The organism is Streptomyces yamdrokensis (genome assembly GCF_053890455.1).
Genome location: NZ_JBSSMB010000003.1, coordinates 119,373 through 144,136 on the forward strand (window position 1 = coordinate 119,373; position 24,764 = coordinate 144,136).

The following is a 24,764-nucleotide window of genomic DNA, read 5'->3' on the forward strand; positions in this document are numbered from 1 at the left end:
CGCTAGCCGCGTCCGTGTTCCCCAGCGCTTTTCTGCAGTCGCCCTCTAGCGGAGCTCCACGTACGGTGTGGCGCCGGGTGCTGGAACGGCCCGCCCGGGGCCGCCCGTCCCGTTCACCGGGGCGCCTGTCCGACCCCGTCCGCGCGTTGTCACACGGCCGGGCCGCCCACCGGTTCGGGCAGCGGGATGTCCTGCGGGGCCGCACGGGCCCACGGGAAGCCGTGGTGGAACTGGAGCACGGCGGGCTGTCCGTCGCCGGCCGGTACGGCGACCGCGACCAGGACGCCGGGCACCGGCTCCAGCTCCACGAAGCGCCACCGCCCGAACCGGTCCTGCTCCGGCGGCCGGAAGACGGTCACGCCCCGGTCGTCGTCCAGGGTGAAGGCGAACTCGTCGAAGGGCAGGCCGAGTCCGAGGCCGAGCGCCTTGGAGTACGCCTCCTTCAGCGTCCACAGCCGCAGCACCCGCCGGTCACGGGCGTGGCCCGGCGGCACCCGCGTCACCCATTCCTGTTCCTCGGGCGCGAAGGTGCCCGTGATGGTGTCGATGCCCCGCGCGTCCCGGTCGAGCCCTTCGACGTCCACGCCGATGCGGTGCCTGCGGACGATGCCGAGGAGGTTGTAGCCGCCGGCGTGGGAGAGGTTGAAGTCCAGGTGGGTTCCGCCGCGCGGCAGTCCGCCCGCCACCGGCCGCAGGAAGGGACGTCCGCGCTGCGAGCGCCACATGACCAGCTCGCTCTCGGCCAGCCCGGCCTCCAGCGCCAGCGCACGCCGGACGAGGATGTGCGCCACGAGGTACTGCCGCCGGTCACGTTCGAACAGGAACTTGCCCGCCGTCTGCCGTTCCTGCTCGTCCAGCCAGTGCGCGGCGAGCAGGTCCCTGAGGGCCGGCGTCAGGTCGTCGTTGGGACACAGCCACAACTTGACGGGCGGGGCCTGCTCCGGGGGCGGGAGTTCCTCGGGAATGCGCGTCTCGGGCTCGATGACGGTCATGACGGCGCCGGCTCGTCCGTGCTCGGGCGTCCGGCCTCCCGCAGCGGCCGACGCAGCAGCGCGCTCGTGGGCAGCGGCAGCACCGGAGCGGCACCGGCCGCGTCGGCGGCCGTCACGTCCACCCCGGCCAGCCACAGCCGCGCCAGGGCGTCGAGCCGGCGCTCGCGCCACAGCGCCGCCAGGTACGCGCGGGTCTCGGGGAGGTCGCCGGACAGCACACCGGGCCCCTGGGCGCCGCGCAGATCGGCATGCCGCACGCCCTCGGCCGGACCGCCGGTTCCGGCACTGTCCCGGTCGTCGGCGAACGCCCGGAGCGCGGCGGCCAGTTCCATGGTGTCCCGCACGACGACGGCGAGGCGGCAGTCCCTCACGGCCCGGCCGAGCCTGAGTTCACGCGCGAGTGCGGCGAGCTCCTGCCGATCGTCCGGTACGGAGCCCCGAACACCGCTGTGCGCTCCGTCCACCGGGAGCGCCCGGTCGGCGAACAGCCGGGCCGTGGCGGCGAGGTGCTCCGGCGTCGGCGCGGACAGCAGCACCAACTCCTCTTCCCCGGACGCGGTGGCCGGCCCGGTCGACCGCCCTGCCGGAATCGATCCCGGCCCGCGCCGCGGCGGCTCCTCGAGGACCACATGGGCGGCCGCGGTCCCGGCCGTCGGGCGTACGGTGACAGTGGCGCGGCGCGGCAGTTCGCGTCCCGACTCGTCGTGCGGCCGTGCCCACGGCACGGCCGAGGAGTCGCCGGGGGCCGGCAGCAGCGTGCCGTGGCGCAGTTGCAGGACCGCCCGCACGAGGGCCGCCAGTCCGGTCGCCGCGCCGGTGTCGCCGGTCGTGGCCGCCGCGGTGGCCTCGGTCTCCCGCAGCGCGACACCGGCCGCCGTGACCCCCGCCGCGGCCAGTGTCCGGCGGGCCAGCCGGTCGGCGGCGGCGGCCGGCGCGCGTCGTCCGGGGTGGGCGACGGCCGTGGCCCGCACGACCGCGTGGACGGTGTCGCCGACGGCCTGAGCGGCGGCGAGCGGTCGGAGCAGTACGGCCCCCACGCCCTCGCCGCCTCCCGCGTGCCGGCGCGAGGGATCGAGCCGCAGGTCGACGGCGCCGACCAGGGCGGCACCGCACTCCCCGGCACGCAGCGCGGACAGCGCCTGGTGCAGGGCGACGAGGAAGGACGCCTCGCCGCCGCCGACGCAGTGGCCGGGTCCGCGCAGGTCCAGCAGGGTGGACAGGCGGGCGGGCAGACCGGCACCGGCGCAGCAGCCGGCCGACGGTACGGGACGCGACCCGGCGGCGGTTGAGGCGTGGCCGACGGGGGTGTGGCCGACGGGGGCGTGGGCGACGGGGGCGTGGGCGACGTAGACGCCGACGCTGCGCGGTTCGCCGTCCGCCGCGGTGAGCGTGTCGAGGCGGGCGCCGGTGCAGCCGGCCGTCTCCAGTGTCTGCCAGAGCGCTTCGAGCAGGATCCGCTCCTGCGGATCCATCGACGCGGCGTCCTGCGGCGTGAGCCCGAAGAAGACGGCGTCGAACGCGTCGACGCCCCGGAGGAAACGGCCCGTCCGCCGCACGTCACCACCGTCCGGGTGCCCCTCACCGGCGACCGGGGTCTCCACACCGGCCCCCGGGGTCTTCTCCCCGGCGACCGAGGTCCGCTGCCCGGCGTCGCGTCCGCCGAGCAGCGCGGTGTGCCAGAAGGCGTCGAGGCCGTCCGCGTCCGGGAAGCGTCCGTGTACGGCCGTGATGGCGTACCCGTCCGCCGGGGCGGGACGTCCGCCGCCCGTCGGCGCGGTCGTCAGGGCACGCGCCGACGGGGGCTGGGACACGGCGGCACGCGGCTCGGCCACCGCCGTCGTGCGGGGCGCGGCCCCCGCCCCGGGGCCGGGGGCCGCGCCGGTCAGGAGGGCCGCCGCCTGCTCACGGCCCAGGTCACCGTTCTTGAAACGGGTCAGGATGTCCCTGTAATCCATGGTCTCCACGTGCTGTCCTCGTTCAGGCGGGCCGCGGCGTCAGCAGGGTGACCGCTTCGTCGACCGTGAGCATGTCGTCGCGCACCGCGTCGAGCAGCGCGTTCACCTCGTCCCTGGTGAGGTCGCTCCGTGCCGCGTCCGGCGCGGCGCCCGCCCCGGCGAGGCTCCCGGCTGCCTCCGGCGCGCCCGGCGCCGCACCGGCGATGTACTCCGCCATGGCCCCGAGACTGGGGTGGTCGTAGAGCGTGACGGGCCGCTCGGTGAGGCCGTACGCCCGGTTGACCGCGGCCACGAACTCGGCGGCCAGGATCGAGTCCAGCCCGAGCAGCGGGAAGTCGGCCTCCGGGTCGAGTTCGGCGGGGTCGCGGTGGACGGTCGCCGCCAGGTGGCCGCGCAGCTCGGCCAGGACGGCGTCCGCACCGGACCCGGCTGGCACGTCGGCCGTACCGGACACCCCGGTACGGCCCTGGACGCCGGCCGCGGCGAGGTGGCGGGCGAGGTCGGCCGGAGCAGGGTGTTCGTAGAGCGCGGCCGCGGTGACGGCCGTGCCGAAGCGGGCGTTGAGGGCCGCCACGAACTCGGCGGCGAAGATGGAGTCCACGCCCAGCACCTGGAAGGGCTGTCGCGGGTCGATCCGGCCGGGTTCGACGTCCAGCGTGCCCGCCAGCACGGCCGTCAGCCCGGCGAGGATGTCGGCCGTGGGGCCGTCGGGATCCGGTGGCGGGACGGTCTGCGGCTGGCCGGTCAAGGCGGGCGCCTCCTGTTCGGTACCGGTCTCCCGGAAAAGCGGTGCCGGTCTCCCGGGAGGGGACGGGTGGTGCGGGTCAGCCGGCCGGGGTCAGGCTGTGCTCCGGCAAGGGCTGCGGAGAGGGGCCCGGCACCACCGGCACGGGCATGCCGTCCTGGGTGGCGGCCAGGATCGAGTGCTGCAGGCGGCGCAGGCGCGGGGAGGGTTCGATCCCGAGGTCGCGCACGAGGCTGGTGCGCAGCCGCTGGTAGACGCCGAGCGCCTCGCCGCGTCGGCCCGCGCGGTGCAGCGCCACCATGAACTGGGCGTGCAGGTTCTCGTGCGTGGGGTGACGGCTGGTCAGCACCGTGAGTTCGGCGAGCAGTTCCCGGTGGCGGCCGAGCCTGAGGCCGGCCTCGATGCGCTGTTCGAGGGCGCACAGGCGGCTCTCGTCGAGCCGCGCGGCCTCCATGGTCAGCTGCGGTCCCTTCGGTACGTCCGCGAAGGCCGTGCCGTTCCACAGCTTCAGCGCGCTGCCCAGCAGGCGGGAGGCGCCGGTGAAGTCGCCCGCGTCCATGGCCCGGTAGCCCTGGCCGGCCAGCTGGTCGAACTCCCGCACGTCACTGGTGCCGCCGTTGCAGGCCAGCAGGTATCCCCCGGGCAGGGTGATCAGTACGTCCTTGGCGGTACGGGGCTGCTCGCCCTCCCGGGCGGGGTCCTTCGCCAGGGCCGCGGCAATGAGTTCGCGCAGTTGCAGGACGTAGGTCTGCAGGGTGGTGCGGGCGCTGCGCGGCGGCCGGTCCGACCACAGCTCCTCGACGAGCGAGTCGACCGGGACGATCCGGTCGGCGTGCAGGGCCAGCAGGGCCAGGACCTGGCGGGGCTTCGGCGCGGTGGGGGCGACGGACACCCCGTTCTCCCTCACATCCAGTGCGCCCAGTACGTCGATGTCCACGCCGTCTCCCTCGTTCGCGTGCGCTGCGGGCCCTCCGATTAAAAAACAGCGCATGCGGTATGTCAATAACAAACCGCATGGGCCGTTTTTAGTGGCCCATGCAAGCAATGTTCGTCGACGTCAGATGCCGTCAACTCCGTTGACGTCCCAGCGTTGTGGCCTTCAGATGCCCACTCGACCCCCGGATGGACGCCCTCTCCAGCCGCTCCCGAGGACCCGCACCAAAACCAACCATCACGCAGGTCCACTCCACCAGGAAGAAACCGTGCGGTCTTTACGGGGTTCCGATCACCGCGGACCGCGAGGTGCCCGTGCGGCCGTGTCCGGACCCCGCCACCAACCGGAGTCGTTCGACGGTCCTCCGGCCTCCTCGTCCGCCTTCGCCCCGCCCGTCCGCAGCACGAGCAGCACGGCCATGAGCGCGGCGAGTTCCTCCTCGCCGGGCCTGCCCCGCACGATGCGCAGGGCGAACTCCCCCTGGTCCCCGGGGGCCCGCGGGCCGAATCGCCCATGCCCCTCCTCCGGCGTCCCGGTCACCGTCGGGCATCACGCTCGACGCCCGCTCTCACTCCGCTCGAGCGGCGGCGGCCGTGCACCGGTGCAGCGGTGCGCGCCCGCCGCCGGGCCGGGTCGCACGCCACGCGCGAGGTCACACGCTGCGCGCGCGGACGGACTCCAGGGCCCGCAGGAGCGCGCGGGCGCTGTCGGCGGCGTCACCGGTCCCCGTCATGATCACGGTCGTCGGCCCGTCGGTGCCGTACGGAGTATCCCGGGCGATCTCGTAGGCGGCCCGGCCCGCGGGCCCGCACCCGCACAGCACCAGCCGGCGTCCCGGACCCGGCCGTTCCCGCAGACCGAGTTCCCGCAGACCGGCGGGCGGCGGCAGGCCGCCCGCGTCGTCGAGGACCAGGGACACGACCCGCTCCGGACCGTCGTACTCGCTGAGCAGCAGGTCGTAGGCACCGGGCGGCACGCCCGGGACCATGACCAGGCCGATGACGTCCGCCCCCGGCTCCCCGGCCCGCAGCACCGCGAGGGCGAAGCCGCGCGGCCCGGGCTCCTGCCGCGCCGCCAGCGGCACCTCGCCCGCCTGCAGCAGGTCGAGTACCTGGGCCACGGTGACCCGCTCGTCGTGGTGGTCCGGCAGCAGGCGCAACAGGTGCATGCACTGCGACAGCGTCCCGGAGGCGTCGGCGTCGGACAGACCGGCCCGGTCGTGGGTGGCGGTCAGCGTCAGTCCGCCCTGGCTGTCGTGCCGCGCGACGAGCGTCACCGGCAGACTCGTGTCGCTGCTCACGCTCTGCGGCACGTCCACCCGGATGCCCTGCGCGCTCAGTTCCGACCGCAGCGCCTTGGGCAGTTCGGTCCGGGTGTCGAAGCGGATGAGCGTGTCGGTGAGGCGGTCACCGGGGTCCCGGCCGCTCCACTCGCGGATCAGGTCGCCGGAGACCCAGGGGTAGGCGCTCAGGTCGAGCGCGGCGTCGCGCACCTGCCGCAGCAGGTCCACCAGGGGGGCGGTGGGGTCGACCGTGACGGTCACCGGCAGCGGGTTCCCGAGCAGCCCGGGGGTGTCGGCCGCGCCCCGCAGCATGAGGTCGCGCCCGGACAGGTGCATGCCGAAGCTGACCGGGGCCGGGCCCGGCACGCCCGCCGCCCGGTACAGCAGCAGTGCCCAGACCGCGTGCAGGGCGCTGCTCTCGCCGGCGCCCCAGGCCGCGGCCCAGGAGCGCAGGCGCGCGGTCTGGTGGGGGCGCAGGCGACGCTGGATGCGTCCGGGGCCGGTGTTGCGGCTGCGTCCACCCGGCCGGCCGGGGCTCACCGCGGCGTGCGCGGGCGGGGCGGCCTTGGTCCAGAAGCGCCGTGCGACGTCGGTGTCCTGGCTCCGGAGCCACTCCACGTGGTCGCGGATGTCGGGCCGTCGTTCGCCGCCCGGTACGACGCCGTCGGCGAGGTAGGCCCGGTAGAACTCCCGTACCAGCAGCTGGGCGCCGCGCTCGTCGAGCAGGGCGTGGGGGTAGCTCAGCAGGATCCGGGTCGTTGTCGCCCGGCCGGTCGCGTCGTGCTGCGGCGGGCCGTCGAGCAGGGTGACGCGCAGCAGCCCGGGGCGGTGCAGGGCGAATTGCCGCGCCCGGTCGCGCCGCAGGAGGTCGTTCCAGGCCACGGTGGTGTGGCGGTGGTGGACGACCTCGACGGCCGCCCGTTCGTGCAGGACGAGCCGGGGGGCGCCGGTCCAGTCGAAGGAGGCGCGCAGGACGACTTCGCGGTCGGTGACGGACTGCCAGGCCGCGGTGAACCGGCCGATGTCCAGCGGGCCGGTCCAGGACCAGTGGAGCTGCTCGATGTGGCGGCCGGCCGCGCCGGGCCGGTTCACGGCGGCGAGCAGCAGCTCGCGCTGGTGCCCCGCCACCGGGACGGTGCCCAGGCACGGGGGCTGCAGCAGGTCGGCCAGCAGCTCCGCGGTGAGCGGCACCGGTTCCGGGCCCCCCGCCGCGCCGGCCCGGCTCAGCCGCACCAGGTACCGGCCCGCCGCCTCCTCCAGTGCGACGGAGTACGCGCGGTGCCGGGTGGCGATCCTGGCCGCGACCGCCTCGGCCTGGGCGGTGCCGAGCGGCCCGCACAGTTCGAAGACCAGCGCGGAGCCGGGTGCCGCGCCGCCCGGCTCGTGGACCACGGCGAGGACGGTCCCGGCCTGCGCGTCATGGCTGCTCATCCGCTCTCCCAGGCGTCTGGAACCACCGTCGCGGCGCGGCGGACCGGTCGTCCCCCGGCCTGGCTCGCGGCGCGGCGGACCGGCTCCCCCGCCCTCCTCTCGCATCGTTCCCGCACCCCGCCCCCTGCCCAGTACCTCGCAGTCCGCGGCGCCCGCCCGCCATCCCGCTCACCGCCCCCGTTCATCGCCGACCGGGGCTCCAAGCCCCCCAAGACCGTACTGTTTGCGCAGGTGGGGGCCCCGTCCGCGCGAGTGCGTCTGGATCGTCGCGCAAGCGGTCCTCGACCTGGCCGGGGACCTGGCCCGTGATATTGCAGGCCTCGCTGACCAGGTAGCGGTCCCGGACCAGGCTCGTGGTGAAGGACCAGGCGCGGGCGGCGGGCGAGTCGTCGGCGAGCACCGCGTGCCCGTCGCCGTCCCAGCGGAAACCGACGGTGCCGAAGCCGCGCCGCATCCCCTGCCCGAGCGCCTTGGTGTACGCCTCCTTCAGCGTCCACAGCCGCAGGAACCGGGCCGCCCTCCGGTCGTCGGGCAGCGCGGCGAGCAGTTCGGTCTCCTGCGGGGTGCACACCTGCCCGTGCAGTGCCTCGAAGGACACCCGCCGGGTGACCGACTCGGTGTCCACGCCCACCGGTCCGCGGCGGCTCACGGCGACGACGATCAGTTCCTCGGTGTGGGCCAGGCTCAGCCACAGCTCGCCCGCGAAGCCTCGCAGCGTGGGCTGCCCGCCGGGCAGGTAGGCGATGTCCAGGGCTGCCGGGGTGGTGTAGAGAACCGCCGCGGCCGTGTGCTTCACGACCACGCGCGACACGGCGAAGGCGAGGCGCCCGGCCGCCGCGGGGTTCTGCCGGTAGCGCGGCCGGTCCCGGCCGAGCAGGCCGCGCAGCTCCGGATCGAGCAGGGCGGCGGTCAGCCACTCGCCCCAGGTCGTGTGGACGACGGCCCGCCCGACGGACTCGAACCGTTCGCAGACCTCGTCCCACGGCCCTTCGGGCCCGGCCACGTGCAGCGGCGCCCCGGAGGGCTCCACGCCGCTCATGTCCCGCCCCCGCCCCGCCGCCCGCCGGCCTCTGTCCCCGCCCCTGTCCCCGCCCACAGCAACTCCGAGCCGTACACGTCGCAGTCGACGCCTTGCCGGGTCCGCTCGGCGAGCTCCGCCCACACGTCACCGGCCGGGTCGACGGCGGGCCCGGGCAGCGGGGCGCCGAGCCGCCGGGTAACACGGGCGAGGGCGAGCAGCGCCCAGTGGGGGCGGCCGAGGAAGCCGTCGGCCTCCTGGCCGACTCCCAGCACGGCCGCGGCCAGCAGCAGCAGGGCCTGACGGTCCGCCAGGGCCCGGGCCACCGGGTCGGCCGGGCCGGTGTGCCCGGCCGCCGGGTACGGCAGGCGCAGCGTCCGCTGCTCGGTCGCCAGCCGGCGGGCGACGCGGGCGAGCGCGGCGACGGCCGGATCGTCGTCGGTGCGCTCGGCCGGCCGGGCGGCGGCGCCGGGCAGGGCCGCCGCGACGTCGGCGGTGGACACCGCGCCCACGCGCGTCCCGGTACGTACCGCACCCGTCCGCCCGAGCCGGAACAGCTCACGTGACACGGCGTGTTCACTGCCCTCCCCCAGTTCCGCATCTGCCGGGAAGGCGCCGCCGGCCGGGTCGGCGAGCGAGGGCAGCGCGCTGATGAGCCGTGCCTGGGCCGCGGCCGCCGGGTCCGCCCCGGCCGCCACATGATCCGCGGCCAGCTTGGCGAGGGCCCGGCGTTCGGCGGTGTCCGGCCCGAAGCCGCTCTCGTGCAGGACGAGTTCGAGGTCGTCCAGGAGCTGGCCGACCAGTTGGGGCACGATGTAGCCGGTCGCGGCGGTCAGGGCCGGCGTCCCGCCCGCGGTCAGGTCCAGGGCCCGCAGCGCCACCGCGGTCAGGCTCTCGCAGGCCAGCAGGTCGGCGAAGGCCGCGGCCAGCACGGGCTGCCACTGCCGTACGCCCGGTTCGCGCGCGGCGAGGGAGTCCACGAGCCGTGCGGTCGTGTGCAGCGCGCCGCCCGCCGCCGCGATCAGCGCTGCCGGACCGAGCAGCGCGCCCAATTCCCCACCCTGCCAGCCCGCCTGCGCACCGGCCACAGTGCCGGACAGCGGACGGACGGCCCAGGCGTGGCCGAGGTCCAGGTCGCGGCGGAAGAGCGGGCGCAGCACGCGCACGATCCCGTCGGCGCCGATACGGCGCACGTCGGCCGGCCCGGGGAGCACGGCGCCGAGCGCGCCCGAGGGGGCCGGGACCTCCCGCGCGGCCTCCGACGGCGTACGGCTGCAGGGACCCGTGGGGCCGAGGGGATCTCCGAGCAGCACCTCCAGCCACCGCGCGCGCAGCACGACGTCGGCGGACAGCGGCCCGTCGCCGAGGGGCGGCACATCGGCGTACGGGGGTGTCGCGGTGGGCCCCGCGGCCCCGTCCGGTGCGAGCGGACCCGGTCGGGTGAACGTCATCGCCTGCTTCCTCCTCGTCCTCATCGCAACCGGCGTACGGGGCTCTCGGCATGCCACTTGGCCAGGCGCAGCGTCTCCCGGCTTTCCCGCCCCAGCCGCTCGCGCACATGTCGACGGGCGTCCACCGGCAGGGCGCCCGCCCCCAGGGTGGGCTCGACCGACTCCTCACGGAGCAGCACCCGGTGCGCGCACACCACCGTCAGCCCCGACTCGTCCGGTACGAGGCTCCACTCACCGCTGTGCGCGGCGATCGGCCCGGGCGGAGCCGTCTCCTTGAAGACGATCCGCCCGGCATGCGGAAGACACAGCCGTACGGTCTCAAAGCCGCCCGCCTCGCCGGAACCTGCCGTGGGACCGGCCTCGGTCGCACCCGTGTCGAGCACCACGACCTGCGTGCCCGGCCGGTCCTCCCGCACGCTGCTGTCGTCGACGTGGGGAATCAGATCGGGCCAGTCCTCCACGCGGTACAGGAAGTCGTAGACGAGTTCGGCGGGGCCGTCGACGCGCAGCCGCTCCTCGAAGGCGAGCAGCAGTTCGTCCAGCCTGTCCCAGCGCTCGGCCGCCTCGCGCAGCCGGGCCAGCCGCTCGTCCACGTCCGCGCCGAGGCCGTCCGGCCCCGCAGCCGTGTACGGGTGCGGCGTCTCGTGCCGCAAGGTCACCAGCGACCGTTCGGCGCCGTCGGGTTCGACACTCCAGGAGCCGGCGACGGTGTCACCGGGCCAGGCAGGGTCCTCCTGTACGAAGTCGACGGAGCGCGCCTGCGGTCGCAGCGTGCGCCGCAGGCGCGAGGAGCGGACGCGGCCGTCCTCGAACTCCCAGGCCAACAGCGTCTCCCCGGCACCGTCGAAGTCCATCCGCTCGACGTGGACGTAGGAGGGCAGGAGCACCGGCCAGCGCGGGGCGTCGGCGAGCATGCCGTAGACGACATGGGCGGGTGCGGTCACGGAGACGGTGCGCCGGGCGGAGTGCACTCGCTGGGACGGCATGAGTGACCCCTCTCCTCACAGTGCGCCGCCAGGCTGTCCCGCGCGCCTCGGGCGCCGCTCGAGCCCCGACCGGGCCGGCCGGATCAGGCGACCGGACCAGGCGGCAGGATCAGCCGACCGGAGCGAGGCGGTCGGCGGCGGGCGTGGCGGCGGGCGCCGGTGCGCCGGCCGGACCGGACATAAGGATGGAACGCTGGAGCTTGGCCAGTGCGGCCGACGGCTCAAGGCCCAGGTTGCGCACCAGCCTGGCGCGCAGCTGCTGGTAGGCGTTGAGCGCCTCGCCCCGGCGCCCGGAGCGGTGCAGGGCCAGCATGTACTGGCCGCACAGGCTCTCGTGGGTGGGGTACCGGCTGACCAGTACGGTCAGTTCGGCGAGCAGCTCGCGGTGCCGGCCGAGCCTGAGGTCGGCCTCGATCCGCTGGTCGAGGGCGCACAGCCGGCTCTCCTCGAGCCGCCGGATCTCGGTCTCCAGATGGACGCCCGCGTGCACGTCGGCGAGTGCGGGTCCGGTCCACAGGCCGAGCGCCTCGGACAGCCGGGCGGCCGCCCCGGGGTAGTCCTCGGCGTCCATGGCGCGGTAGCCGAGCCCGGCCAGCCGCTCGAAGTCCCGCAGGTCGCTGGCGCCTTGCCCGGTCTTGAGCAGGTAGCCGCCGGGGACGGTCAGCAGGACGTCCTTGGCACAGCGCTGCCCTTCCTCGCCGCCGTCGCTCTGCCGGAGCGCGCAGGCGATGAGCTCGCGCAGCTGGAGGATGTAGGTCTGCAGGGTGGGCCGCGCGCTGCGGGGCGGCGCGGCGCCCCAGAGCTCCTCGGTCAGCGTGCCGACGGTCACGACCTGATCGGCGTGGAGGGCCAGCAGGGCGAGCACCTGACGCGGTTTGGGGGCGGTCGGCGTGATCGAGACGCCCCTCTCCCGCACAGTCAATGAGCCGAGTATGCCGATGTCCACGCCGTCTCCCCCGTCTGCTGCAGGCTTTGTGAAGCGCCGTGCCGCGATTAAAAAACAGCACGTGCGGTTTGTCAACGCTGCGCCACATACTCCCGCAACGCTCAAGCGACTCTCTGCCCCACGGACCTGCCCCACGGACCTGCTCCTCCGACCTCCCCCCTCCGGGCTGTCTCCTCCAGCCGTCCCCTATGGAGGCCCCTCTCCCGCGCCGGGGCTCGCACCGTCCGGGATCAGTTCGGGCGCCCCCGCCAGGCGCGGCAGGACGAAGGCCCAGAAGCGCTCCGCACACTCGGCCGAAAGCCACTTCTCGTCCCACCCGGCGAGCGCCTCGAAACCGACCGTGGCAGCCATGATCACCGCGGCCGCGTCCTCGGGCGGGACATCCTGCGCCAGTTCCCCCGCGTCCCGTGCCCTCGCCACCAGTTCGCGCACCGAGCCACGCCACCACTGGAACAGCTCTGCCCCACCCTTGCGGGAAGGGTCGCCGCTCAGCCGGAATCCCGCCCTGACCACGGGGTCGGAGGCCATGGCGAGCACCAGGGCACTGGTGGTGTCCACCATCGACTCCAGCGCGGTCGCGGCCGCAGCCCGGCAGCTTTGCACCAGCTTCTCCGCCACGTCCACGGCCGCGCCCTCCACCGCCCTGGCCAGGGCGTCCTTGCTGGCGAAGTGGAAATGGAGGGCCCCGGTGCTCACGCCAGCCCGTTTACAGATCAAGGGCAGGGAGGCCCTGACGTAGCCCTCGTCGGCGAAGACCTCCGCCGCCGCGACGATGAGGGCCTGGCGCGTATGCGCCGCCCGTACCTGCATGACCATCATGCTTCACCTCCTGGGCCGACACCGGTCCGCTGCCGTCGCGAGCACCTCCGTCGCGAATCGCGCATGCCGGTGCACCGACCGAGCACCGAGCCCTTATCAGAAACAGCATGATAGGTCTGTTTCCTGGGTTGCAGGTACACCGATCGCACGATCGAGCCCGCTTCAAGTCCGCCTCAATCCCGGCACACGCCCTCACGCCCGCCGAAACGACATACTGCGGCACCGCAGGCGTACGTCACGCGCCCGGGCAACTCACTTACAGGGAGAGCTTGTTCCTCGACCATCCGATCCGGCACACCGCCACTGGAGGCATCTCCTCCGCCGCTCCCCTCCCAGGCGGACGCTCGGCCACAGCGCCGCAGAACCGCTCGAGAAGCGCTTGAGGACCGGCGTTCCACGACCCGGACCGCACGACCGAGGCCCCGGCCCGGATACTCCCCGACACCCCGGAGCATCTCCGAATCGCCTTGCACGCAAGGGGAATGGCCATGCCGCATGACGCCCTCGACCTCCGCGGCGAACCGTCGGTGAACCGGTATGAGCCGCTCCGGAAATCCCACAGGCGGAGTGCCTCATACCGCTGGAAACTAAACCGGCTGGTATGTATCTTCTCGGCCTGAGGACGCACACAAAAACTTCGCACACCGCAGCCCAGGGGGAGCAAGCATGTCTGCGAACACACTTCGCGCCGAGCGTGCGACGCCCGGCACACGGCACGTGGAAACCGACCACCGGGTGGCCACGAGATTCGCCGCACTGCGTTACCCGTCCCTGACCACCACCGTTCCCAAGGAGTTCGTCCACCGAGCCAGCGTCGCCGAGGTCATGCTCACCGACTGGGAGCGCAGGGAGGACCACCAGTTCGCCGTGACGGCCCAGTGGCCCCGCAGTCACAGCTTCTTCACCGCAGTGAACGGCCGCCACGATCCGCTGATCGCGGCGGAGACGCTGCGCCAGGCGGGCGCCCTGCTGGCGCACGCGGAGTACGGGGTTCCGCTCGGTCACCACTTCCTGATGTGGGACCTGTCGCTCACCGTGTGGCCGGAACACCTCCTCGTCGGCGGCGCGCCGGCCTCCCTCGACATCGACGTCGCCTGCAGCGACATCAAGATGCGCCGGGAGAATCTGGCCGGGTTCCGCTACCAGACGGTGATGCGCCGCGCCGGACATGTCGTCGCGACCGGCGGCGCGTCCTTCACCTGCATGGCCCCCAAGATCTATCAGAGGCTGCGCGCCGACCGGCTGAACAGCGCCGGGCCCCAGCTCCCCCTCACCGCTCCGACGGCGCCCCAGAGCGTCGGCCGCGTCTCGCCCATGGACATCGTGCTGTCACCTGTCGGGCAGGAGGGCCGCTGGCAGCTTCGGGTGGACACCCGGCACCCCGTGCTCTTCGAGCACCCGGTGGATCACATACCGGGCATGATGCTGCTCGAGGCCGCCCGCCAGGCCACGGTGGCGACCATGGGGGAATGCGCGACGCCACTGTCCGTCACCGCGAAGTTCAGCCGCTACGCCGAGTTGGACACACCCTGCGTGATCGAGGCCCGCCGTCTGCCCCGGACGGGACATGAGGAGTCCGTGGACGTCACCGGCCATCAGAACGGCGAACTGGTGTTCCAATCCACCGTGACCGTGGCGGCGCCCGTCACCTGATCCCGCGGGACGGACGCCCCGCACCCGCAGTTCCCGGGGCCGTCGAATCTCGACTTCCCACCCGGGGCTCGACGGCCGAGCGCGCGGCCGTGGGCCGGCCGGAAGGCACGGATGGTGCCTTCCGGCCGGCCCACACCACTGCTCACGACCGGATCGCTGCGGTTCTCGGCCCTCCCCCCCTCCACAGTCCCAGTGACGCTGATCAGCGAGTTCGCCCGGCACCCTTTCCGACCGAGAGGTCTTCATTCCTCGGGTAACGGCATATCGACACTCGGAGCCGGGCTGTTAAAATACGGACTGGATGGTTTGCAAACGGGGGGCATCCTCGGGCACGTGGATCGACTGGAGGGCAGCATGGCTGAACAGGAGCGGGCCATCCGTACACGCAGGACGATCTTGTTGGCTGCGGCCAAGGTCTTCCAGGAGCACGGGTACCAGGCGGCGACAATCTCCCAGATCCTCGCGGAAGCCGCCGTCACCAAGGGGGCGCTGTACTTCCACTTCCCCTCGAAGGAGGACCTGGCGCAGGAGGTACTCCTGTCCCAGAACCGGGAATTCTTCGTTCCCGACTGCGCGTCCAGGGTCCAGGAAGTCGTGGACATGGTGCTGCTGCACACCTGCCGCCTGCAGCGCGACCCCATGGTCCAGGCAGCGGTAAGGCTGGCCGTGGACCAGATGGCCCACGGCCTCAACCGCAGTGAGTCGTTCGTGCGCTGGGACAGCATGGTCCAGGAGCGGCTCGAGAAGGCCCAGGCGCAGGACGAGCTGCTTCCCTACATCGTGCCGGCCGAGACCGCGAGCGTTCTCGTGGGTGCCTACTCAGGCATCCAGTCCCTGTCTCAGGCGGTCAGCGAGCACCAGGACCTCTACACGAGGGTTACCGCACTGCTGCGTCATCTGCTGCCCAGCGTCGCGGTCCCCTCGGTACTGGCGTCGGTGGACATGAGCGAGGACCGCATGCTGAGGCTTCATGCCGAGATGACGGCCCAGGCCCAGTAGGACGGCACCCTCCTTCGCGCCGGTCAGGCTCCCCCCTCCAGCACGTGCGGTCGGTCCCGGCCGACGAGATGGTGTGCATACCAGCTGGCGGCCTCGGCGAACCGCGCTTCGAACCCTGGCTCGGGGTCCTCGCCGATCCGGGCCCACAGACGGTCGCTCCGGTACCAGTGGTCCCGGGTGAGCAAAGCGTACTGGTGGTCGGAGAGTTCGGGCACGGCGTGGGCGACCTGGTCACGGTGCTCCCGCAGGGACACGTCCCCGCGGGGCGCGGGGAGGCCGAGATGGCGCTGGAGGGCCGACAGAACCCGGCCCATCGGCACGGGCCGGGGGTGGGCCGCGTGATGACCGTGGAGCGGTCCGCGGTCCCGGGCGCACACGCCAGGCCCGCCACACCGCATGCCAGGTCGCTCACCGCGATCATCGAGCTGTCAGGCGCCGCGCCGGACGGCCAGGCGGGCACCCTGGCGAGAAGGCGCGCCACGGCGGGGATGAACCACGCGGCACCGACGCCATACACCAGATGCGGACGCAGTACGGTGCCGCCCACGTCGAGCACTACCTGTTCGGCCCGCAGCCGTGACCGGCTCGCGGCGGACTCGGGATTCGGTGTCAGTTCCTCTTCGTCCGCCGCGCGGTGCGGTCCAGAACCGTGGGCGGAAGCCGTGCTGACATGGACGACGCGCTCGACGCCGGCGCACGTGCCTCGTTCAGGAGGGTGAGAGTGCCGTGGTGGTTGACCGCCTCGCAGCGGGCGGGATCACGGCCCACGTAGGCGGCGGTGTGGACGAGGGTCCCCACTCCCTCGCACGATCCGCGCAACGTGCCCGGCCGGGTCAGGTCGGCGCGGACATGGCACACCGTGCGGTCACGGAACGGTGGTGTGCGACGTGCCAGGACATGGACCGCGGGCACACCCCGAGAGGTGCTGCGGGCTGCCGGCTCCTTGACCACCGTGCTTCCGATGAAGCCGCTGCCGGCCGGCGACCAGGACGGTGCCCGCGCTGCTTGACGGCGAACTGACGCCGTGCGCCGGCCCGGTCTCGCCTCCCGGCCGGGACGTCCGAGGCCGCATCACAGCCGGGAGCCTCCGGACGCGTCGATGCACTGGCCTGTGATCCACCTCGAGGCGTCGGACGCGAGGAAGGACACGATGTCGGCGATGTCCCGAGGGCTGCCGAGCCGGTCGAAAACGGACCATGCGGCGAGCCGCGCCGCCGCCTCGGGTGTGCTTCGCTTGGCCAGGTTCATGTCCGTCTCGACGAAGCCCGGAGCGACCGCGTTGACGGTGATGCCGCGTTCACCGACTTCCTTGGCGAGGGCGAGCGTGAAGGTGTTCACCGCACCCTTGCTCATTGAGTAGACGACGGACTGCGGGTACGCGATCCGGGTGGCCGCTGACGAGATGTTGATGACGCGGCCGCCGTCGCGCATCCGTCTGAGCCCCAGCTGGGTGACGAACAGCAGGGACCGGGTGTTCACGCTGAAGAGGCGGTCGAAGAGTTCGGGCGTCACGTCGTCGATGGACGCGGACCCGCTGATCCCGGCGTTGTTGACCAGGATGTCGAGGCCCTCGGCCGCTCCGTGCTCGGCCAGTCCCACGTCGAAGCGGTCATAGAGCGCCTGGGCGCCCCCCGGAGCGCCCAGCTCGGCGCGCAGGCCGAAGGCTCGACCGCCCCTGTCCCTGATCGCCGCGAGTGTGTCGGCGACCGCGGCCTCGTCGTTGCGGTAGTGGGCGGCGACGAGGGCGCCTTCGCTCGCCAATCGGAGCGCAATGCTTCTGCCGATGCCGCGACTGGCGCCCGTGACCAGCGCCGTCCTGCCTTTGTGCGCGCCCATGCCCTACCCCCCACTGAAGCCCGGACTGCGACCGTCGAGAAATATACCGGCTGGACGGTTCTTTTGTAATGTTCGTACGTCTTCCACCTGGCGGTCCGCCGTCGGCGCCCGGCCGCTGGTCCGGTCGGCAACATTCGCGGAATGCACCTGCCGACGCGATGGCTACAGCGGCAGCGTGTCCCCCAGCTCCCGCGCCGTCGCCGACAGCGGGCCGCCCTCGGACCGCTCGGTCTTGCGCCCCTTTCCGCAGGGCGCCAGCGTGCGCGGGTCCACGGCCTCGGCGGGCGCACCGGTGGCGTACAGGCCTCGGGGTTCGGAGTCCCGGTCGTGCGGCAGCAGCCAGAAGACACGGCGGCGGAAGGTGCCCGACGAACGGGATGGCTTGGCCTCGGGCCCCAGCAGCGCGTAACCGACCATGCGGCCGTCCCGGTGGTACGGGGGCTTGCCCCGGCGGTTCGGCAGCCGGTCCAGGCTCTGGCGCACGTAGTCGAGACCGCCGATGTCCTCGAGCCAGACGAGGTCGACCTCGTTCTCGATCTCGTCCTCTTCGATGAGGGCGCTCATGCTGTCTCCTCGTCGGCGACCAGTCCGATGCCCGGGTAGTACTTGCGCTGGTTGGACAGGACCATCTCCTTGGGAGAGGCCAGTCCCACCACTTCTCGGACCCGTGCGGCGAAGGCACGCGACGAGACGGCCGGGGACCCCTCATTCTGGCACCAGTCCCTGTAGGCCGCGTAGAGCCTCGCTTGTTCCGCCCTGAGACCGCCCTCCATCCGGCAGGACTCACCGAGGAATCGCCCGGTGTGGTCCTCGGTCTCCGCGTAGACGTTGGTGGCGATCCGGACGCGTTCCGGCCCGGTCAGGTCCCTCTCGCCGCTCAGGTACCGACGGGCGCCCAGGATCAGCCAGTTGAGGATGCCGGGGCCCTCCTCGGTGACGAGGACGTCCGCCAGGTTGTCGATCTTGCGGTCGTCGGGCACCACCCGCTCGAACGGGATCAGCCGCATCCGCCGCCAGAACGCGAACCCGCCGGTCCCGACCTCCGGCCGGTGGTTGCCCAGCAGCCACAGCTTGTGCGTCGGCTCGAAGCTGAAGAAGTCCTGCCGCATACGCCGGGCCTTGATCCGGTCGCCGCCCGTCAGCAGCTTCACCCGTGCCTCGTCGAAACGGTCCCCCGGCTTCACCTCGCTGCACACGATCACGCGCCGGCCGTGCAGTTCGGCCAGATCGGTCGGATGCCCCTCGTAGGGCCGGGCCATCAAGAACCCCGGCGGCGCGGCGTCGGCGTAGTCCCCCAGCAGTTTCATCAGTACGTCCAGCAGCACCGACTTGCCGTTCTTGCCGGAGCCGAACAGGAACGGCATCACCTGCCCGCCGACATCCCCGGTGATGGAGTACCCCAGCAGCAGATGCAGGAAGTCGATCATCTCCGCGCCCTCGTGTCCGTCACCGAAGGTGTCGGTGAGGAACCGGTCCCAGCGCGGGGTGGGCATCGGCTGCGGAGCCTCGGTCGTGGAACGCGAGTGGAAGGCCCGGTTCGGATCCGGCGTTCGGATCGCCCCGGTCCGCAGGTCCACGATGCCGGCCGGCGTGCACAACGCGTACGGATCGGCGTCCAGCCGGGAGGCGTTGAGCACCATGCCCGGAGCGGACCTGGCCTGGGTGAGCATCGCGTTCATGCCGCTGGTACTCAGCGCACGGCGGCGGTGCTGCTGCAGCGCCGCCGCCGTGAACACCCCGCGCGGGTCGTTGCTCGCGAGGGACTCCGCCAGATCACCGGCGGCCCACATCACGGTGTCGTCCTCGTCGACCTGCCAGCGGGTGCTGTCCCAGCGGAACCAGCCGAGGCCAGGCACGTGCCGGTAGTCGTCGGCGTACAGCTTCACGAACAGCTTGGCGTTGCCCCGGTCGCTGAGCGTGTCGGGCAGCAGCCCGTCGGCGGTGGCCTCGCCGTCCCGCCGGGGGCCCCGCACGTGGGGCTGGTCATCGGGCTGGTCATCGGACTGGGCGAGGATCCGCACGGCGACCGCCTGGGCGTCGAAGAGGGTGCCGTCGGGTCGGGAGGTCATGTCCGCTCTCCCAGGGCCAACGGGCGCAGCCGGCCGGCGTCCAGGCCGCCGCGGATGATGGCCGCGGAACGCCGCTCCTGTCCGGGACGGGCGTGCTCGGCCGCCTCCGTCAGCACTCGTTCCGCCTCCTCCTGCGCCAGGTGCCCGGCGGCCACGAGACCCCCCGCGGTGTAGGCGGCCCGGTTCAGCTTCTCGGAGAACGCCGCTCCCTCGGGTACGGCGACGCAGCCGGCCACGTCGGCGAGCAGCGCCGCCAGGGCCCTCCCCGCAGCACCGCGGCCGCCGCCCGCGGCGAGGACGGCCTGCCGGGCCCGGGGCGGCACGGGCCGGGACGCGGGCACCCGCGGCCGCGGCAGGTGCCCGGTGCGCTCCAGCTCCCGGGCGAGCCACACGGGCAGCGGAGCGGGCTCCCGCGCGGGCCCGACGGGTTCGTATGCTCCCGCCTCGGTCACCGCCCCCGGGGCGACGATGTACCCGCCGCCGGCCCGTACATCGACCTGCCAGGCCAGCGCCCGGCCGCCGCCCGACCCGGTGGAGCACTGCCAGGTGTGCCCGCGCTGGGCCCGGTACCACACGTGCAGGCCTCCGGACGGGGTGCGCACCCGCAGGGTCGTCTCGTCGTCGGCGGGGCTGGTGGCACCCCGGAGGGCGGCCAGCAGGGCGATCGTGTGGAACCCATTGGCCAGCCCGGTCAGGTCGACGTCGGCGGGGATCCTGATGCCGGGCAGCAGACGGTCCCGGTCGGGCACCTGCGCGCCGTGCGCGTCGATGTCGATGATCACCAGCCCGGCCGGCCCGCAGGCGACTCCCACCCCGAGTCCGGGGTGGTTCCCCCACCACTGCTCGATCCTGGTCACGTCCAGCGTGGCGGCGCGAAAGCCGTGACACCAGCGGCCCGCTGCAGGACAGCCGCACCCGACGTGGGTGTGCCCCTCTTCCCGGCAGGACGCACAGTTGCCTGCCGGGGTCTTGCGGCCGGGCGCAAGGGGATGAACCGGCCAGCCCCGGCCCGCACACCATCGGGCAACTGCCAGCGGACCGGCGCTTGACGGACGGACATCCGACGATCCCCGTGAGTAGCTACGTAAAAACGGCAGCTCAGAAGCCATGCACATCCCCCATTAGCGACCCAAGCGACTGAACGACTGGAACAGACTAGCGAAACGGGAGAGGCAGAACGAGACACAGGAGGAACTGAATCGGAACGCCTCACCAGCGACCCGAGCGACTCAATGAGCAGCCCAGCGACCGAAGATCCTCGCACCGCTTCCCGCACCGCTCTACGAAGTAGCAGGTCACAGACCATGACAGTGACCGGACAGCGACCGAAGCGACTCAGGGTCTCCATATATGACACCACGCGCACGCGCACACACGCGCGAATGTCTCCATATACTCCGACCTTCGGTCGCTTCAGCCGCTGTCCGGCGGAGAACCCCTGCCTGACCAGGCCTTTTCCACCAGCGACCGAGAGCGACCGAAACGGGTACCAGTCGCTGTCCCCCATCCCGGCCCGATCAACAGCGCCGACTGCAGCACCTCTTGAGCGACCATGCAGCGACTCTGAGCCAGCCCTCCGAGATGCCTGGGGGCGCCTTCATGTCCTTGGTCAAGGCCGAGCTGGTCATGCGGTGGTTGCTGTTGGAGGTGCGGTGGGCCTCGCCGGCGAAGTCCTGGTCAGAGCCGGTATCCAGGCGTCCATGGGCTCGGTCGGCGACTCGTTCGACAATGCCCTGGCGTAGAACCTGTGGATGGTCGTCAAGGCGGCTGTGAGCACCGTTGGGGCAGGTCGCCTGTCGGATATCCCAGTCGATGGCGAAGGATGTCTTGCCGTAGCCGGCGGCCTGTACGGCGTGGCGGGTGTGCGGCCTGACCGGGCCGATGCCATGGACACCGCGCTGGCTGGGCGCGGTGAGCAGGAGCTCCGCGGAGATGTAATCGAGTGTCCAGCATCACGGGGAAACTTCAAACAGCTACTACCAAGTTGGTCCGTGACGACCGGGCGGAAGGGGCTGGAGAGCGGCCATCCCATCGCTTCTGGCAGCCACGGGCGTAAATCGCGTCCGGCCCAGGTCAGAGCTCTGGAACTACCTGTGGTCCGCACTCTGCCATCAAGGCAGCGTTTACTCGGCAAGCTTTGCAGCGCTGCCATGGCTGGCCGACATGGCTGAGAACGAAGACCGAGGACAAGCCGTTAACGTCCTGAGCCTGGCGGGGCCATCATGGCGGGCGCCGAGCAGCCTCACGGAGCCGGCGATGTCCGCACACAACACTCGACGCAAATCGCGACCCTGCTGACATCGGTGAACCGCCATCTCCGAACCGCGACCGACCGCACCGAGTACGTCGACCTCCTGGAGTCCATGCTCGGCTTCGAGGGCGTCGCGGGATGGAGCGAGGACCTGACTTGGGGAATCGGGAACGAGGAATACGAAGTCTCCTGCCCCGGATGCGAAACCAACCTGTTCATCGTCCTTGGTGAACGCGGGTTCTTCTGCACCAGCGAGGACTATGCCCTCTCGGACGACGCCGTCGAAACCTACCCGCTCCGCCCGACGAGCCCAGGGAGCCTGGAAGGCATCGGCTCGCGTCTCCACGACATCGCACTCACCGACGGCCAACACGAAGTCGCCCACGTGCTGACCTACGTCTTCGGGAACACGACCTGCCCGAACTGCGAAACCGACTTCTCAGTCGCCGACCGAGTCAGCGCTGGCTAGGCAAACACCCAGCAGTCCTTGGCCCCCGAAACCCTGTGCCCGGTCACGACGCAACCAAGAATTTCAAGCGGGGCGGCCCCTACGGCTACGGCCGATGGCACATGCCGTCCGGCAAACTCGACAACGCGGCTGAGAACGGTGGCCGCGGTACAGGAGCTCGGATGACGCCATCGCCACGTACATGATGTGCCGACCTCTTGTGGCTCTGGCGCAAGCTCACACCGGGTGCTTCCCGGCTGCCCCACCGACAGACATCGACCGCGACGCCGTCATCGCCTGCCTGGCCCTGCCGCAGTATGCGCATTCCGTCGGAGCGGCACCTCGGCACCGGGCAGGAAACAACGACGGCCCTGTGCCCCCATCAATGCTTCGGGAGGTACAGGGCCATAGTCGGTCGGGTTAGAGGTCCAGATCGGACGCCAACTCCTGGAAGTCCTCCGGGCGTTCCTTACGCAGCATACGCATCTCGTTCCTGATGTGGGCGAGGTACGTTTCTCGGTCCATCTTCGTCCAGCACAACTGCGCCGACATGTACGGATCGTCGTAAGGGAACGTCCGGGTCGGCTTCGCCTCGGGCTCCAAGTCTGAGGCCGGGGCGGTCGGCGTGGGCTGCGGCGCCGAAGCTGGGGCCGGTCCATTGCGTGGTTCGGGAATCGCAGCGCCGTCCGGCGCCGGCTGGCTCCGTCCTGTGGAGGGCGCCGGCTGGGGGTCAAGCTCCGACTCCGTGATTATCACGCCGTGATAATCCGCCGGGCCCGAGGGCTGCTCCATGGCCGGTCCACTGGCTGCCTCGGCCTTCCTGCTGGCTGCCTCCGCCCGCTCGTTCGCCTTGGCCCTTTGCTCTTCAGGAGAAAGCTTGCCAAGGTTGCGGACGTGTTCCACCTTCCGGGCCCCGGTCACCAGGTCCTTCTGAAGGTCCGGAGTGAGCTTGAGCAGGGACAGCTTGCTGGAGATGGTGCCCTGCGGGATACCGAGCCGTTTCGCTGCCTTGGTCTGGGAACCGTAGTAGTCAACGAGCTGCTTCAGCGCGTGCGCCTCTTCGAGGTCGGTCATGTCGTCGCGGTGGTAGTTCGCGACGAACGCGGCCTCCAGGAGGGACTCGTCGGTGGCGACACGGGCGTTGTCGACACGGACCGGGATGGTGGCGAGCCCCACGCGGCGGGAGGCTTCGAGGCGGCGGTGCCCGTCGACGACGACGTACTGAGCGCCGTCGTCGAGGTCATTGGCGCGGTCGGGCCGGTCGCGGAGGTAGGCCTCCGTGGTGGCCACAACGATGGGCAGAATGATGCCTACCTCGCGGACGGACTCGGTGGTCTCGTCGAGGTTGCGGAGATGGTTCCGCGGGTTGTCAGGGTTCTCGCTGATTAGGGTCACCGCGAGCTCTGTGATGGCCGCGGTGGCATCCTTACCCCCTATCCTGTCGATCGCGTTTCGTCGGGCGCTACGCACCGCACTGAAAGTGGGGGCTGGGCCCAATGTGTCGGCCTTACTCACCTGCTGGCTCCCCTCGCTACCTGCCTCATGGCCTCCGCCTGGTCACTGTGCGGGGCGTACGAAAGCAAGGGCATCTTCTTGCGGACGGCCTCGCGTTGCTCCTTCAGGTCGCCGATGACGGCCAAGACCTTTGGGTCTCCTACTGACTTCCAGCTGTCGAGGGTGGAAGTCGCGACGTACCCGCGCCGGGAGTCGTACAAGTTGACGACCAGGCCGAGGTGATCGATCTCAAGAGAGAGGTCTTCACAGAGGTCGTCGATCTGCTGGGCGAGCATGCTGTAGGCGGTGAGCGAGGAGTCTTCGGCGAGAACAGGGATGATCACGCCGGAGACGCCGGCACGTTCTCCGCGGCGGCGGCGGCCGTAGTAGAGGGCGGCGTCCATGGCGATACCGAGACTGGGCGGGCAGTCAATGATGATGACGTCGTAGTCGGTCTCCAAGGGACGCAGCGCCATCTCGAGGGCTGCTTCCTTCTGGAAGCCGCGCTTCTGCGTGCCGACGACGGCGATCTTCGCGTCGAGGAGGAATCCGTCGAAGCAAGCAGGCAGGACGTGAAGCCGCTTCTGGAATCGCGGGTCCTCTATGGTCACCACGAGGTCTCTGAGGTCACCTTCGCCTTCGCCGCACATGTGGGAGACCAGGCTGTCGTGGTTGGGTTCGATCTGAGGGACGGCGAGTTGTTCGCTGAGGTGCCCCTGGGGGTCGAAGTCGACGATGAGGACTCGTTTGCCGTCCTCGGCATATGCCTGGGCGATGCCCGCGGACACGGCGGTCTTGCCGACGCCGCCCTTCTGGTTGCCAACGATCTTCCGCTCGGGTTCGGTTACCTGGGTGCCAGCCTGCGGGGACGGGTTGGCCTCGAGCCAGTCGCGGATGGACTGGGCAAGGCCTTGGGTGTAGGAAATGCCGCGGATGGTGCAGGTGTCCTTGAAGTCGTCGTAGAGGCCCGGGGGGAGCCAGGTGGAGAACGACTTGGCGCCGGCGGTCTCGATTTCGGAGCCGAGGCTGGTGGTGGCACGCCAGTTGGTGATGGCCGCTTCGACGGCTTCCTGAATGTCCAGGGTGAGTTCGGCGGCGCGGACCTTGAGTGTTTGTTGGAGCACCGAGGGCAGCTTGGACGCCACCTTTTCCCGGTCTCCTTCGGGGTACGGAGAGGCCATGGCGTCACCTTACTGACTCGAGAGGTCAAGGTGGTACCCGGTTCACGCTTTCTGACCCACTTTCACCCTGGTGGGTCGCCGCGGGGATTATCACGCCGTGATAATCCGGCCCGGGGACACGCAAGGGCGGAGGTCGTCTGGCAGACATGTACACCGCGGTGCACACAGCAGACGCCATGCGGCGGATTATCACGGCGTGATAATCGCGACTTCTTCACCTTCGTCGCTGCCGTACCGCATACGCACCGAGGGCACAGTGGCTCTGAGAGGGCGT

The 24,764-nt window shown here is 71.7% G+C and carries 22 protein-coding genes; 3 read left to right on the top strand and 19 right to left on the bottom strand.

The genetic code is table 11. The features are described 5' to 3' along the window. Positions 1–149: 149 nt before the first annotated feature. The 11 genes from ACWZEH_RS34980 to ACWZEH_RS35030 form a co-directional block, all read right to left on the bottom strand. Positions 150–992 carry a 4'-phosphopantetheinyl transferase family protein gene (locus ACWZEH_RS34980; RefSeq protein WP_456200252.1) on the bottom strand — a complete coding sequence of 281 codons (843 nt, stop codon included), beginning with the start codon at positions 990–992 and terminating at the stop codon, positions 150–152. Further along, positions 989–2,947 carry a beta-ketoacyl synthase N-terminal-like domain-containing protein gene (locus ACWZEH_RS34985; RefSeq protein WP_456200350.1) on the bottom strand — a complete coding sequence of 653 codons (1,959 nt, stop codon included), beginning with the start codon at positions 2,945–2,947 and terminating at the stop codon, positions 989–991. The genes ACWZEH_RS34980 and ACWZEH_RS34985 overlap by 4 nt, the downstream gene beginning before the upstream one ends. Positions 2,948–2,969: 22 nt before the next feature. Further along, positions 2,970–3,695: a phosphopantetheine-binding protein gene (locus ACWZEH_RS34990; RefSeq protein ID WP_456200254.1), complete on the bottom strand. Its 726-nt coding sequence runs from the start codon at positions 3,693–3,695 to the stop codon at positions 2,970–2,972. Between the two features lie 76 nt (positions 3,696–3,771). Next, the gene (locus tag ACWZEH_RS34995; protein WP_456200256.1) at positions 3,772–4,629 is read right to left on the bottom strand and encodes an AfsR/SARP family transcriptional regulator; all 858 of its coding nucleotides are present in this window, start codon (positions 4,627–4,629) and stop codon (positions 3,772–3,774) included. 288 nt (positions 4,630–4,917) lie between these two features. Continuing rightward, positions 4,918–5,166 carry an acyl-CoA carboxylase subunit epsilon gene (locus tag ACWZEH_RS35000; RefSeq protein WP_456200258.1) on the bottom strand — a complete coding sequence of 83 codons (249 nt, stop codon included), beginning with the start codon at positions 5,164–5,166 and terminating at the stop codon, positions 4,918–4,920. Positions 5,167–5,278: 112 nt separating this feature from the next. After that, positions 5,279–7,339, bottom strand: a complete 2,061-nt coding sequence (locus ACWZEH_RS35005) for a condensation domain-containing protein (RefSeq protein WP_456200260.1) — start codon at positions 7,337–7,339, stop codon at positions 5,279–5,281. 181 nt (positions 7,340–7,520) lie between these two features. After that, the gene (locus tag ACWZEH_RS35010; RefSeq protein WP_456200262.1) at positions 7,521–8,378 is read right to left on the bottom strand and encodes a 4'-phosphopantetheinyl transferase family protein; all 858 of its coding nucleotides are present in this window, start codon (positions 8,376–8,378) and stop codon (positions 7,521–7,523) included. Next, positions 8,375–9,808, bottom strand: coding sequence for a hypothetical protein (locus tag ACWZEH_RS35015; protein WP_456200264.1), 1,434 nt, complete (start codon positions 9,806–9,808; stop codon positions 8,375–8,377). The genes ACWZEH_RS35010 and ACWZEH_RS35015 overlap by 4 nt, the downstream gene beginning before the upstream one ends. A 20-nt stretch (positions 9,809–9,828) precedes the next feature. Then, positions 9,829–10,794, bottom strand: a complete 966-nt coding sequence (locus ACWZEH_RS35020; RefSeq protein ID WP_456200266.1) for an SRPBCC family protein — start codon at positions 10,792–10,794, stop codon at positions 9,829–9,831. Between the two features lie 109 nt (positions 10,795–10,903). After that, the gene (locus ACWZEH_RS35025; RefSeq protein WP_456200268.1) at positions 10,904–11,740 is read right to left on the bottom strand and encodes an AfsR/SARP family transcriptional regulator; all 837 of its coding nucleotides are present in this window, start codon (positions 11,738–11,740) and stop codon (positions 10,904–10,906) included. A gap of 186 nt (positions 11,741–11,926) precedes the next feature. Further along, the gene (locus ACWZEH_RS35030; RefSeq protein WP_456200270.1) at positions 11,927–12,559 is read right to left on the bottom strand and encodes a ScbR family autoregulator-binding transcription factor; all 633 of its coding nucleotides are present in this window, start codon (positions 12,557–12,559) and stop codon (positions 11,927–11,929) included. 666 nt (positions 12,560–13,225) lie between these two features. On the opposite strand from ACWZEH_RS35030, the gene ACWZEH_RS35035 reads away from it, so the two are divergent. Both ACWZEH_RS35035 and ACWZEH_RS35040 read left to right on the top strand, forming a co-directional pair. Beyond that, complete coding sequence (locus ACWZEH_RS35035) at positions 13,226–14,212, top strand: ScbA/BarX family gamma-butyrolactone biosynthesis protein (protein ID WP_456200272.1); 987 nt, start codon at positions 13,226–13,228, stop codon at positions 14,210–14,212. Positions 14,213–14,566: 354 nt separating this feature from the next. Further along, a complete protein-coding gene (locus ACWZEH_RS35040; protein ID WP_456200273.1) occupies positions 14,567–15,211 on the top strand; it encodes a ScbR family autoregulator-binding transcription factor in 645 nt (214 codons plus the stop codon). 23 nt (positions 15,212–15,234) lie between these two features. Here the strand turns inward: ACWZEH_RS35040 and ACWZEH_RS35045 are convergent, their stop codons facing one another. The 6 genes from ACWZEH_RS35045 to ACWZEH_RS35070 form a co-directional block, all read right to left on the bottom strand. Next, entirely contained in the window at positions 15,235–15,531 is a 297-nt protein-coding gene (locus ACWZEH_RS35045; protein ID WP_456200274.1) for a hypothetical protein, read from the bottom strand. A gap of 289 nt (positions 15,532–15,820) precedes the next feature. After that, positions 15,821–16,162 carry an NAD-dependent epimerase/dehydratase family protein gene (locus tag ACWZEH_RS35050; protein WP_456200275.1) on the bottom strand — a complete coding sequence of 114 codons (342 nt, stop codon included), beginning with the start codon at positions 16,160–16,162 and terminating at the stop codon, positions 15,821–15,823. Positions 16,163–16,282: 120 nt separating this feature from the next. Next, on the bottom strand, positions 16,283–17,047 hold the full coding sequence (locus tag ACWZEH_RS35055; protein ID WP_456200276.1) for an SDR family oxidoreductase: 765 nt from the start codon (positions 17,045–17,047) through the stop codon (positions 16,283–16,285). 162 nt (positions 17,048–17,209) lie between these two features. Next, a complete protein-coding gene (locus ACWZEH_RS35060) occupies positions 17,210–17,611 on the bottom strand; it encodes a DUF6009 family protein (protein ID WP_456200278.1) in 402 nt (133 codons plus the stop codon). Then, the gene (locus tag ACWZEH_RS35065; protein WP_456200279.1) at positions 17,608–19,116 is read right to left on the bottom strand and encodes a DNA primase family protein; all 1,509 of its coding nucleotides are present in this window, start codon (positions 19,114–19,116) and stop codon (positions 17,608–17,610) included. Before ACWZEH_RS35065 ends, ACWZEH_RS35060 begins: the two co-directional genes overlap by 4 nt. Beyond that, positions 19,113–20,225 (bottom strand): bifunctional DNA primase/polymerase, encoded by a 1,113-nt coding sequence (locus tag ACWZEH_RS35070; protein WP_456200281.1) that lies wholly within the window; start codon positions 20,223–20,225, stop codon positions 19,113–19,115. Before ACWZEH_RS35070 ends, ACWZEH_RS35065 begins: the two co-directional genes overlap by 4 nt. Positions 20,226–21,338: 1,113 nt before the next feature. Between ACWZEH_RS35070 and ACWZEH_RS35075 the strand changes: the two genes are divergently transcribed. Then, positions 21,339–21,836 (top strand): hypothetical protein, encoded by a 498-nt coding sequence (locus tag ACWZEH_RS35075; protein ID WP_456200282.1) that lies wholly within the window; start codon positions 21,339–21,341, stop codon positions 21,834–21,836. A 399-nt stretch (positions 21,837–22,235) separates the two neighbouring features. Here the strand turns inward: ACWZEH_RS35075 and ACWZEH_RS35080 are convergent, their stop codons facing one another. Together ACWZEH_RS35080 and ACWZEH_RS35085 are read right to left on the bottom strand one after the other, a co-directional pair. Beyond that, positions 22,236–23,330, bottom strand: coding sequence for a ParB/RepB/Spo0J family partition protein (locus ACWZEH_RS35080; RefSeq protein ID WP_456200283.1), 1,095 nt, complete (start codon positions 23,328–23,330; stop codon positions 22,236–22,238). Continuing rightward, positions 23,327–24,490, bottom strand: a complete 1,164-nt coding sequence (locus ACWZEH_RS35085) for a ParA family protein (protein ID WP_456200285.1) — start codon at positions 24,488–24,490, stop codon at positions 23,327–23,329. Before ACWZEH_RS35085 ends, ACWZEH_RS35080 begins: the two co-directional genes overlap by 4 nt. Between the last annotated feature and the right edge of the window lie 274 nt (positions 24,491–24,764).